The 11,815-nt window shown below is 62.5% G+C and carries 11 protein-coding genes; 8 read left to right on the plus strand and 3 right to left on the minus strand.

Going from position 1 to position 11,815, the window contains the following annotated elements; genetic code table 11:
* Positions 1–39: 39 nt before the first annotated feature.
* The 3 genes from O3303_RS19555 (at position 40) to O3303_RS19565 (ending at position 2,711) form a co-directional block, all read left to right on the plus strand.
* Complete coding sequence (locus O3303_RS19555) at positions 40–1,758, plus strand: alkaline phosphatase D family protein (protein WP_269562120.1); 1,719 nt, start codon at positions 40–42, stop codon at positions 1,756–1,758.
* Between the two features lie 22 nt (positions 1,759–1,780).
* Positions 1,781–2,080 carry a hypothetical protein gene (locus O3303_RS19560; RefSeq protein ID WP_269562121.1) on the plus strand — a complete coding sequence of 100 codons (300 nt, stop codon included), beginning with the start codon at positions 1,781–1,783 and terminating at the stop codon, positions 2,078–2,080.
* 253 nt (positions 2,081–2,333) lie between these two features.
* Positions 2,334–2,711, plus strand: a complete 378-nt coding sequence (locus O3303_RS19565; protein WP_269562122.1) for a hypothetical protein — start codon at positions 2,334–2,336, stop codon at positions 2,709–2,711.
* 685 nt (positions 2,712–3,396) lie between these two features.
* Here the strand turns inward: O3303_RS19565 and O3303_RS19570 are convergent.
* The 3 genes from O3303_RS19570 to O3303_RS19580 all read right to left on the minus strand — a co-directional run bounded on the left by O3303_RS19570 (position 3,397) and on the right by O3303_RS19580 (position 4,650).
* The gene (locus O3303_RS19570; protein WP_269562123.1) at positions 3,397–4,026 is read right to left on the minus strand and encodes an RNA polymerase sigma factor; all 630 of its coding nucleotides are present in this window, start codon (positions 4,024–4,026) and stop codon (positions 3,397–3,399) included.
* Between the two features lie 53 nt (positions 4,027–4,079).
* Entirely contained in the window at positions 4,080–4,244 is a 165-nt protein-coding gene (locus O3303_RS19575; RefSeq protein ID WP_269562124.1) for a hypothetical protein, read from the minus strand.
* Between the two features lie 121 nt (positions 4,245–4,365).
* On the minus strand, positions 4,366–4,650 hold the full coding sequence (locus O3303_RS19580) for a hypothetical protein (RefSeq protein WP_269562125.1): 285 nt from the start codon (positions 4,648–4,650) through the stop codon (positions 4,366–4,368).
* A gap of 537 nt (positions 4,651–5,187) precedes the next feature.
* Here O3303_RS19580 and O3303_RS19585 point away from each other — a divergent pair.
* The 5 genes from O3303_RS19585 (at position 5,188) to O3303_RS19605 (ending at position 11,737) form a co-directional block, all read left to right on the plus strand.
* Positions 5,188–6,468 (plus strand): hemolysin family protein, encoded by a 1,281-nt coding sequence (locus tag O3303_RS19585; protein WP_269562126.1) that lies wholly within the window; start codon positions 5,188–5,190, stop codon positions 6,466–6,468.
* 367 nt (positions 6,469–6,835) lie between these two features.
* A complete protein-coding gene (locus tag O3303_RS19590; RefSeq protein ID WP_269562127.1) occupies positions 6,836–7,732 on the plus strand; it encodes a helix-turn-helix domain-containing protein in 897 nt (298 codons plus the stop codon).
* Positions 7,733–7,843: 111 nt separating this feature from the next.
* Positions 7,844–8,281 carry a DUF2141 domain-containing protein gene (locus O3303_RS19595; protein WP_269562128.1) on the plus strand — a complete coding sequence of 146 codons (438 nt, stop codon included), beginning with the start codon at positions 7,844–7,846 and terminating at the stop codon, positions 8,279–8,281.
* A 12-nt stretch (positions 8,282–8,293) separates the two neighbouring features.
* Positions 8,294–9,199, plus strand: a complete 906-nt coding sequence (locus O3303_RS19600) for an oxidoreductase (protein WP_269562129.1) — start codon at positions 8,294–8,296, stop codon at positions 9,197–9,199.
* A 42-nt stretch (positions 9,200–9,241) separates the two neighbouring features.
* Complete coding sequence (locus O3303_RS19605) at positions 9,242–11,737, plus strand: TonB-dependent receptor (protein ID WP_269562130.1); 2,496 nt, start codon at positions 9,242–9,244, stop codon at positions 11,735–11,737.
* The last annotated feature ends 78 nt before the right edge of the window (positions 11,738–11,815 follow it).

Below are 11,815 nucleotides of genomic sequence, written 5' to 3' on the forward strand. Positions count from 1 at the left end.
TTTTCATCTTTGCCAGGCATTTTAACCACTGCTTCGGCCATGTCGGAAAACACTCCCAAAATCTCCCGTCGCACGTTCGTGCGTCACACGGCCGTGCTCTCCGGCGGCCTGGCCCTGCTACCTGGCCTGTTGACCAGCTGCCAGGACGACGACGAGCCCGGCCTCAACTACACCGGAGACTTTGGCTTTCGGGAGGGAGTGGCCAGCTTCGATCCCTCGGCAACCGGCATCATCCTCTGGACCCGCTACACCAACGCCGAAAACGAGAGCGGTGACGCCAGTCTGCGCTGGGAAGTGGCCGCCTCCAGCGCCTTCAGCCCGCTGGTCGCCAGCGGTACAGTAGCCGCTACCGCCGGCACCGACTACACGGCCGCCGTGGATGTGCCCGGTCTTACGGCCAACACCAAGTATTACTACCGCTTCCGCAATGAGCGTACCCAGGTGGAATCCGTGGTGGGCGAAACCAAGACGTTGCCCACCGGCAGCCAGGCCGGCAGCGTGAAGCTGGCCGTGGTGTCGTGCGCCAACTTTCAGGCGGGCCTGTTCAACGTGTACGGGGCCGTCGCGGCCTCCGACGCCGACGCCGTGGTGCACCTGGGCGACTACATTTATGAGTACGGCGCGGGCGGCTACGGCACCAACCCGGCCACCGCCAGCCTGAACCGCGCCCACCTGCCGGCCACCGAAATCATCAGCCTCAGCGACTACCGCACCCGCTACCGGCAGTACCGCTCCGACAAGCAGCTCCAGCGCGCCCACCAGCTCAAGCCGTTCATCTGCGTGTGGGACGACCACGAGTACACCAACGACGCCTACGTCGGTGGGGCCGAAAATCACCAGCCCGCCACCGAGGGCAGCTTTGAAGAGCGCAAGCGCGTGGCCAACCAGGCGTGGTTTGAGTTTCTGCCCGCCCGCACCACCGACAAAACCAAAATCTACCGCCGCTTCGAGTTCGGCAACCTGGTGAACCTGCTCATGCTCGACACCCGCATCGTGGGCCGCGACCAGCAGCTGAGTTTGAGCAGCTACGCCACGAATCCGGCCGCCTTTCTGCAGGCGCTGACCAGCAGCAGCCGCTCCATGCTTGGGCCCGACCAGCGCAGCTGGCTGGCGGGGGCACTGGCCGGCAGCAGCGCCCGCTGGCAGGTGCTGGGCTCGCAGGTGCTGATGGGCAAAATGAACATTCCGGCCGAGCTGCTGCCGCTGGTGGCGCAGCTGGCCGCCGGCCCCACGCCCGCGCTACTGGCCCAGTACAGCGCCCAGGCCACCCAGCTCAGCATCATCAAAACCCGCGTGCTGGCCGGTGACCCGACCGTAACGGCCACCGAGCGCGCCCGCGTAACCACGGTGCTGCCCTACAACCTCGACGCCTGGGACGGCTACCCCGCCGAGCGCGAGCGAGTGTACGCGGCGGCAGCGGGCAAAAAGCTGATATCCCTGGCCGGTGATACGCACAACGCCTGGCACAGCGACCTGACTACCGCCACCGGCCAGCGGGCCGGGGCCGAGTTTGCCTGCAGCTCCGTTTCGTCGCCCGGCTTTGAGGCCCTGCTGGCCGGCGACGCTACGGCCATTGCGGGTTTCGAGCAGTCGAACGCGCTGCTGATCGACGACCTGCAATACCTGAACGCCTCCCGGCGGGGCTACATTTTAGCAACCTTCACGGCCGGCAACGCCACCGCCGAGTACCGCTACGTGGCCGGCCTGGAAACGGAAAACATCGTTACCACCACGGGCCGCACGGTAGTGGAAGCGTAATCAGGAAGATCGAACGCCGCCAATGACCTCCCAAACGCAGCTGGAACTCTCGCTCGGCCCCGCTGGCCGCCACCTGGCCTTCAACAGGGACCTGGCCGACAGGGCCCACCTTTTCCGCCGGGTTGGCGGCAAGGCAGGTACCTGGACCCGGCTGGCTGCCAACGCCCGTTCCCCCTACCTGGATGCGGAAGGCTTTGCCACCGATACCCCCGTGGAATACTACGTGCAGCTGACCACGCGTTTCGGGGATGAAGAAGCGCGCAGCCGCATTGTAGCAACAGTCGCGCCACCCTCCGCCCAGCATAAAACGCCGGTCTTCTGATGGAGTGGGCTTCCCAGGCGAGTTGGTTAGGCAGTTAGTCAGCAGGGCACCCAGCGTGGCGGCCTAGCGGGCCGCGGCCTCCGCGGCCCCGGCAAAGCTGACGAGAACCAGGATGGAGTCGTTTATGGGCAAAGTTGAGCTAGTAACTGAAATCGGAAGCAGCTGAGCGGGCGGCTACGGCCGGCTACGCCTCGGCCGGTAATACCAACACGGGAATAGGGCATTCGCGCAATAGCCAGGCCGTGGCGCTGGTGTGGAAGTCATGGTGGCCCACGTGTCGAGTGGCGTGGAGGATGATGAGGGCTGCGCCCTGGCGCTGCGGGCCGTGCAGGCCAACGGGCTGGTAGACGGGCTGCCCACGCCGGAGCTGCGCGGCTACCAGCACGAGCACTATGCGCAGGGTGTGCTGGCCGCCGCCCTCGCCCGCGCTAACCTCGTGGTGGTGCTGGCCCGGCAGCACAGCTACCTCGGTGAGCTGTTTCACGACAGCGTCACGGCCCAGCTGCTGCAGACCTGCCCGGTGCTGGTGCTGCCCACTGCCCCGCCGGTGCCCGTCACCGAAACGCCCGGCTTTGCCATGGCTGCCGGCTACGCCAATATGGTGCTCACCGAGCTGACCCTGGCCTCCTGAAGCGGGGTTTGCGGCCGCCTTTCGCCGCTACCGCGGGCCGTATCGGGTACATCCATCAGGCCGGCGCCGGTGGCGTGCCCTTGACGAACGTCATGGCGAGGACCTGACATTAGGTTCACTGGCCAAGAGCAAGGCTTCGGCCCGGAAGGCAGCATCGTAGCGCCGGCATTTACTATGTTGGGGGCTGTCTTTCATGACGTTCGAAAGATAAGACCCTATTCCGTCCACATTCACCCGACCACCTCAGAACTGCCGGGTATGGCTGCTGGTAGAATGCCACGGCAACTCCTCATCTACTTCGTAGCCAGGAAAAAAGAGGATGTCGAGGCGTAAAGCACAGTGCTCTGCCAGCCGCCCGGTCGCGGACCAGTTTCTCCAGTCTTCTGACCAGCACGAGCTTAAAGAAGACGACCCGATCGAGCTAGGGCTGCCCCGTATAGCTGTAAAGCGGTTTTGTATCTTCATAGAGAAAACCCCAGTCAACGAGGTCCGCTAGTCGGCGGTAGAAATTGTGTGGGGTACGCGCTCGGACAAACGAAAGCGCGTGACCTATCTGTCCGTGAACTGCTTCTGGCCTTGCATACTCCTGCTAGGCGCGCAACCATGAACTGGATGGTGGCTTCTGCAACAGCCACTACACCTTCCCTGCCCCACCTCGCTAACCAATATTACGTCACTTATTCAGTTAAATAGCCGCTTTGCTTCCCTTCGCGAACATGCTGAGTAACTCCCGGGCCCGGTGTAGTTGGGCCTTCACGGTTCCCAAGGGAGCCCCCATCTGCTGGGCTATTTCGTCGTAGCTTAACTCGTTGAAATAGCGTAATCGAATCAGCGCCATGTATTTGGGAGGCAGCATCTCGACTAGCTCTTGCACCAGCTCAATCCGTTGCTGCCGCATATAAGCCTGCTGGGGATCGAGGTCCAGCGAGGCTACGTCCAACGCAATGGATTCGCCCTCTCCCAACGCAATGCCGGCACTCAACGACTGTGTACGCAGGCGGTTGCGCCGGACGAAATCAATTGTGTGGTTGGTGGCAATACGAAAAAGCCAGGTGCTGAAGGCAAACATGGTCTGGTACTTGGGTAGAGCCCGAAAGGCTTTGGCAAATATTTCCAGGGTCAGGTCTTCTGCGTCGTCCGTGTCACGCACCATTTTCAACGTCAGATGATACACGGACTTACGGTATTTGCGCATCAGACCCTCATAGGCCTTCGCACTGCCGGCCAAGGCCTCTTCTACCAGTCGCATATCTTCCTGAGCCCGGAGGGAAATCTCCCGCTCATTACTAACTTCTGAATAGAGAACGGACGGCATACTGGAGTGGAAAAAATGGTGAGAATAAAGACTGGAGCACTCAGCCTTGATACTTAGTATAAACGGTGGCGCAGCAGCCAGCCGGCCGCGTCGAACTCGGTAGCTACCGGCTTGTACGCCCGGACCCGCAGGGCATCATGGCGGCTGATTTCGTTGCCGTCGCCGCTATCGTACACTCGAACTTTGGGACCAGACGCCAGATCAGCAGTAGTTTTCACCTGGTCCTGCTCGGCCTCATCATACAACTCTATCCGCAGGCCGGCACCCGGCGAGCGGTACCGCAGCCTGCCAGGGTAACCGTGGCCGCCAACAGGCCCGTCGTGCTTGCAAAAAACCGCATCAGGACCAGGAGGAAGCAGGCCGGGAAGTAGCGGCTGCCGACTTTGGTTGCAGATGCGGCCGGGAGAACTGGAGGAGCCGCTCCCACCCGTTTTCGGCCAGGGCCATACACGGATCGGCCGGGTGCCAGCTAAGCACCGGGTTGAGACTGGCCAGCAAGCGCACCCATTCGGTCACGGAGGACGCCGACTCAGCTGCCGCATGGGCGCACACCTGTTCCCGCAGGTCTGCGGCTACATGCGTCTGGATGGTGGGCGGCAGAAAAGCAAAAGCAACGAGTAGCATAAGGCAACGGGCAAATGGGACGCCGACTCTGGCAAAGCGGTGCTCCTAGTACGTACACGATGGAGCTGGCGCGCATTAAAAAACATTAAAACTCACCTCCTCCAGCGCCCCGTTTGCCCGGGCTGCCAGCCCAGGCAGGCACGCTGTTTTCAGCGCTGAATGACTTGTAGCAGCTGTTTTGCTTGGTGGACGGCATGCTCCTGCTCCGTGCCAACACGGCGGCGCGCCGGGACGTCCGGTCCCATCATTGGGGCGTCTCACGCGTAAGCGGTGCACCGTACCCACCTTTTTCGTTGCTTCGCAGGTGCTTAACAAGGCCACCGTACCCCTACCTGAAAATGCTGTTTTTGCGCGGTTGGCACCTTTAATTCAGCGTCAGGCCTGGGAGAGTAGCTGCCAGCATCTGCCGCCGCCCGTCCTGGGTGAGGCCGCAGTTCCTCCATCGCAGCCTCAAGCCTACCGGAACTATTGGCTGCAGGAGGTGCCCTAGCTACCGGTCCACTCACTCATTGCTCCCCACTCTTCCCCAACCTTTCCATGGAAATACTCATTATTCTGCTCCTGCTTGTTGTCAACGGCGTTTTTTCCATGTCGGAAATTGCCCTGGTGTCTTCCCGCAAGTCCAAGCTGGAAGCCGAAGCCAAGCTGGGCAGCCGCAAGGCGCAGGCCGCCGTGGACCTGGCCAACGACCCCAATCGGTTTCTGTCCACCGTGCAGATCGGCATCACGCTCATCGGTATCCTGACCGGTATCTTCAGCGGCGCGACGCTGACCAAGCAGTTGCAAAGTGTCGTGGCGCAGGTGCCCGGTTTGGAGCGGTTCAGCGAGAGTATTGCCGTTACGGGGATGGTGGTGCTGATTACTTACCTCTCGGTCGTTATCGGCGAGCTGCTGCCCAAGCGCATCGGCCTGACTAACCCGGAAGGCATCATCAAAATGGTAGCCGGGCCGATGAGTATCCTCTCACGCATCACCTCGCCGTTTATCTGGCTGCTGACCGTGTCCAGTGATTTCCTGATCAAAATCCTGGGCATCAAGGCCCAGGACAGCCCGGTTACGGAAGAGGAAATCAAGGCGCTGGTAAAGGAAGGCGCCTCGGGTGGCACCATCCAGGAAATCGAGCACGACATCGTCAAAAACGTATTCAACCTGGGCGACCGGCGGGTGGGCTCGCTCATGACCAGCCGGCAGGACATCGTTTGGCTGGACCTGGAACAGGACGCGGCTGCCATCAAGCAGCTGGTGCTTGCGCGTAAGCAGTCGGCCTACCCCTTGTGCCAGGGCAGTCTGGACGAGGTGCGCGGCATGGTGTACCTGAAAGACCTGGTGGCCGATGACCTCGACCAGCAGCTGGCCCGCCTGGCCGAGCTGCAGCAGGAGCCACTGTTTATTCCCACCAGCAGCAAGGCCTACCACGCCCTGGAGCTGTTCCGGCAGCGGCGGGTGCACCAGGGCATTGTGGTGGACGAATACGGCGGAGTAGTCGGCCTGGTAACCATCGATGACATCCTGGACGCGCTGGTGGGCGACGTGTCGCCGGACCATGACACCGATCCGGCCATTGTGGAACGTGCCGATGGCTCCTTCCTGATTGACGCGCAGCTGCCGTTCGTGGAGTTTGCCGACCGGTTCCATATTCCGGCAACCCAGCGGCGGGGACTAACCGGCTTTCACAGTGTCGGCGGATTTGCCCTGCACATTCTTTCGGTGCTGCCGCGAGCCGGCGAGCATTTCCTGTGGGAGGGCCACTACTTCGAGATTGTGGACATGGACCGCAGCCACATCGACAAAATCCTGTTCCGGCCTAAGGCGACTTAACAGCGGCTCTGAGTTCCGGGTGTCTCGCTCAACCCGTCCTTCAACCGGTTTAGCCGCTTTCGGGCGCCGGCTGTTACCGAGCTGCTTGTTTCTTGTCCGCGTGTAGCAACCGGGGCGAGGGGGCGGCGGCGGCGGCAGGCGCTTGACCTTGGTTAAATGTTTGGTCCAAAAGTCGCATTTGGCGCGGTAGCTCCTTATCCTTCAGCGGCTTCCCACTCTACAGTGAGCAACGCGCCCAAGTCGAAGCGCATCGCCCAGCGCCTCGTCGGAGAAATCAAATTCTCCTGCTGTGAAGCAGGCAGCTGCTCCCAAGGGACTTTTGCACCACATCAATCACGAGGCCACCATTGGTCGAAACGCAACGAACATGAGCCGTAAAAACTACGAGGTGGTCACCTTAGAGCGGTTCGTAGACCGCTACTTAGACTCTCCTGCCGACGCCTTTGTATTTCAACAGAGCGCCGTCCAGGTATATCCGCTGTCGTTGGCCGTCGCCCGCATCACCCCCCCGACCCCGCTGTTCAAGGCCGAGTATAGTTTTCTGCTGCTTTTTCTGACGGGCGGGGGGCAGCAGCAGGTGGATAATGAAACCCTGGACCTGCAGGCCAACGATGTGCTCTTCATTCGGGAGGGCCATCTGAATGCCATCAAGTCCATCGGCGAAGGCACCCAGGGCTACTACATTCACCTAGAAAATGTGCTGCTCCCCCGCATTTTTACGGACAGCGCGCTGCTGCACCGGCTCACGTTTTATCCCAAACATGCGGTTTCTCCCGCCGACATGGCCTGGCTGGGCCAGTGCTGCGAACTCATCCTGAGTCAGACCGGCGAGCAGGGGTACGCCGAAGAAATCCAATGCGCGCTGCTGCGGGCGATGGTGCTGAAAGTGGCCCAGGCCTCGGCCACCACCCTGTGCCAGCCCGACCGACCCTCCGAAATCACCATGCGCTTCAAAGAGCTGGTGTATGAGCACGTGGGCACTCACCGGGTGGTGGCGTTTTATGCGGATGCTCTGGCCGTGTCGGAGAATTACCTGAATCGGTGCGTGAATCAGCTGACCCGCAAGCCGCCCAAGCAGCACATCACGGAAATGGTAATTCTGCGGAGCAAGGTGCTGTTGCAGGACCGTTCCAAGGATATTGCCCAAGTTGCGGTGGAACTCAACTTTGCCGACCCGTCCTACTTCGGCCGCTTGTTCAGGCAGGTGACCCAGCAAACGCCCACCGAATACCGAAACGCATTCTGGCAAGGTTTGTCCGAATAAGCGCACGATTCCTGCCGACGGCAAGGCGGGTGCGCTGCTGACCTTTGTGGGCTCACAGGAGGGAAAGCCCTACTTGCTGAAAGGCCTCAACCGTAACGTCAGAAAAGGAACATGCTACGCTCCACCGCTTCCCTATTCCTGCTGCTCCTGCTGGCCGTCGTACTGGCGGCCTCCAAGCCGTTGGCTCAACCAGCCCAGTTGCAAATTCAAATCCTGAGCGTCGAAAAAAACAACGGGAAGGTGGTCGTTGAAATCTACAACGCCAAAGCGGATTGGCTGAAAAAGCCTTTTCGGCGGGTGACGCTGGCCCCGGATGACAACACCAAAAAGGCGGTGTTTGACGTGCCCTACGGCAAATACGCCGTTTCCATCTACCAGGACACCAACGAGAACGGCGAATTGGGCATGAATTTCCTGCAAATTCCCAAAGAACCCATCGGGTTCGGCAACAATTATAAGCCCTTCGGCGAGCCCAAGTTTGAGTCGGCGCTGATTGACCACGGCCCGGCCTCGAAGCCCGCCGCCATCAAGCTCTACAGCGTATTCTAACCGCCCGACCATATGGACCAGAAGTGGAGTGTAGAACAGGTGCCCGCGCAGCCCGGCAGCGTTGCCGTGGTAACCGGGGCCAACAGCGGCGTGGGGTACGAAACGGCCCTGGCCCTGGCCAGGAAGGGCGTGCGGGTGGTGCTGGCCTGCCGGAATCTGGAAAAAGCCGCCGCCGCCAAATCAAGGATACTCGCAGCCTGCTCCACCGCCAGCGTCGAAAGCCGGGCGCTGGACGTGAGCAGCCTGCGCTCCGTCCGCGAATTCGCGGCGCACTTTCGCACCCGCTACGACCAGCTGAACCTGCTCATCAACAACGCGGGCATCATGATGTCGCCGTATGCGGTGAGTGAGGACGGCTTCGAGAACCAGCTGGCCACCAATTACCTGGGCCATTTCGCCCTCACCGGCTTGCTGCTGCCGTTGCTGACCGCAACGCCCGGCGCCCGGGTCGTCACGGTCAGCAGTTTGTCCTACAAATGGGCCGGGATTGACTTTGACGATTTGCAGGCGCGACAGCGCTATAGCCGGCGCAAAGCCTACGGCCAAAGCAAGCGGGCCTGCCTGGTGTTTGCCTACGAATTACAGCGCCGGCTGGCCGCCGCGGGTGGCCGCACTCGGTCGGTGGCGGCGCATCCGGGGCTGGCCAAGACCAACCTGGACCAGTATTTCCCAGCGCTGATTCGGCCGCTGGGCAGCCTCTTCCTGCAACCCGCCAGCCAGGGAGCCCTGCCCATCCTGTACGCGGCGCTGGCGGACCAGCTGAAAGGCGGCGAGTTTATCGGCCCGGCCGGTTTCCAGCAGCTGCGGGGCTATCCCACCCAAGTGGATTCGGACGACGCTTCTAGGGATGAAAACGTCGCGGACCGGTTGTGGCAGGCAAGCGAGGAGCTGACGGGGGTTCACTACCTCGACCGGTAAGTTTCGGCACTAAACCACTTTTTACTCTAAATCCGTTTGTTGATGAAGCGTTGCTACTCCGTGCTACTGCTGTTGCTGGCGCTGCTCCTGACCGGGGCGGGCCGCGCGGCCCAGGCCCAGACCCCGGCCCAGACTACAGGCACCATCACTGGCCTGGTGCGCGACCGGGCGACCCAAGAGCTGCTGCCCGGCGTGACGGTGGTACTGGAAGGCACCGACCAGGGCGCGGCCACCGACGGCACCGGCCGCTACCGCCTGAGCGGCGTGCCCACGGGCAGCTACAACCTGCGAGCCACCTTCCTCGGCTACGAGCCGCTGCTGCGGGCCAACGTGCGGGTGGGCAGCGGCAACGCCAACATCATCGACCTGGAGCTGGGGGCCGCCAACCAGGCCCTGGGCGAAGTAACCGTAACCGCTAACCGCGCCATTCGGGTGGCCACGGCCGAAACGCCGCTGAGCGTGCAGCGCATCAATACCGAGGAAATCCGCTCGAACCCCGGCGGCAACTTCGACGTCTCGAAGGTGGTGCAGACGCTGCCCGGCGTGGGCGGCGGCGGCACGGGCGGCACGGCGGCCTTCCGCAACGACATCGTCATCCGGGGCGGCGCGCCCAACGAAAACGTGTACTACCTCGACGGCATCGAGGTGCCGGTTATTAACCACTTCCAGACCCAGGGCAGCTCGGGCGGCCCGCAGGGGATGCTCAACGTGAGCTTCCTGGAAGACGTGACCCTGAGCACCTCGGCCTTCCATGCCCGCTACGACAACGCCCTGAGCAGCGTGCTGCAGTTCCGGCAGCGCGAGGGCAACCCCGAGCGGGTGCAGGGCAACCTGCGCACCTCGGCCACCGAGGTGGCCCTTACCCTGGAAGGACCGCTGAGCCGCAAGGATAGCAGCGGGGTGGCCCGCACCACGTTTCTGGCCTCGGCCCGACGCTCCTACCTGCAGGTGCTCTTCAAGCTGATTGACCTGCCCATCCGGCCCTCGTACTGGGACTTTCAGTTCAAAACCACGACCAGGCTGGGGCCGAAAACCACGCTCACCACGCTGGGCCTCGGGGCTATTGATAAGTTTCGGCTGGGCGTGCCCCGCAACGCCACCCCGGAAACCGAGCAGGAGCTGCGCCAGAACCCCACCGCCGACCAGTGGAACTACACCGTGGGCGTGAACCTGCGGCAGCTCGTGAGCAAAGGCTACCTAAACGTGGCCCTGAGCCGCACCCAGCTCGACAACCAGCTCGACCAGTTTCAGGCCGGGGCCGAGGGCGACGAAAGCCGGCGCATTCTGCTCACGCGCTCGGGCGAAACCGAAACCAAGCTGCGGGCCGATGTGAACGGCACGGCCGGCCAGTGGGCCTACAGCTACGGCGTGATGGGGCAATACGTGCAGTACGACAACCGCTTTTTCAACCGCCTGCGCCGCCCGGTGCTCGACGCCCAGGGCAACGAGTTGCAGCCGGGCGTGGACGTGCGCTTCCAGACGGCTATTGACTTCGGGCGTTTCGGGGCGTTTGGGCAGCTGACCCGCTCGTTGCTGGACGGCGACCGGCTGACCCTTTCGGCCGGGGTGCGAGCCGATGGCAACACGCTCACCGACGACGGCCGCAACCTGCTCCGCACCCTCTCGCCGCGGGTGTCGGCCAGCTACGCCCTACTGCCGACGCTGAACCTGAACGCCTCGGTGGGACGCTACTACAAGCTGCCGACGAACCCGGTGCTGGGGTTCCGCGACAACGCGGGTCAGCTCGTTAACCAGGGCAACCAGTACCTGCGCTCCGACCACTACGTGACGGGCCTGGAGTGGCTGCCGGCCCCGGCCACGCGCTTCACGCTGGAAGGCTTCTACAAAAAATATGCGGACTACCCGGTCACCGTGCGCGACGGCATCAGCCTGGCGAACCTAGGCGGCGACTTTGGGGCCATCGGCAACGAGGCCGTGACCAGCACCGGGCAGGGCCGGGCCTACGGCGTGGAGTTCTTCTTTCAGCAAAAGCTGACCCGCAAGGTATTTGCCGTGCTCTCGCTCACCGGCTTCCGCTCGGAGTTCACGCGGCGCGGCGGCGCGTACGTGCCCTCGGCCTGGGATTCGCGCTTTTTGGCCTCGGCGCTGCTCGGGCGCAAGTTCAGCAAGGGCTGGGAGATGGGCCTCAAGTACCGGGCCGGCGGCGGCTCGCCCTACACGCCCCTGAACCTGGCGGCCTCGCGGGCCAGCTACCTGGCCACCGGCCGCGGCGTGTTCGACTTCGACCAGCTGAATACCCAGCGCCTGGGCACCTTCCAGCAATTTGACTTCCGCCTCGACAAGCGCGTGAACTGGCGGCGCTTCACGCTCGACCTGTTCTTTGACGTGCAAAACGCCTTCGTACTGAGTAATCCGGCCATTCCCAGCTACGCCTTCCAGCGCCTGCCTGATAACTCGGACTTCGCCACCACCGATGGGCAGCCTATTCGGTTAGACGGCTCGAACGGCATCCCACTGCTGCTCACCAACGACGACCCCATCACGACGCCCACCATCGGTTTCATCCTGGAGTTCTGAGCGGAAAATGGTCCCAAGTGCCCTTTTGAGCACGGCCGGATTTGGCGGCGGGAGGGCATGAGAAAATCCCGTTCGGCC

The sequence above is a fragment of the Hymenobacter canadensis genome, assembly GCF_027359925.1.
GTDB lineage: Bacteria > Bacteroidota > Bacteroidia > Cytophagales > Hymenobacteraceae > Hymenobacter > Hymenobacter canadensis.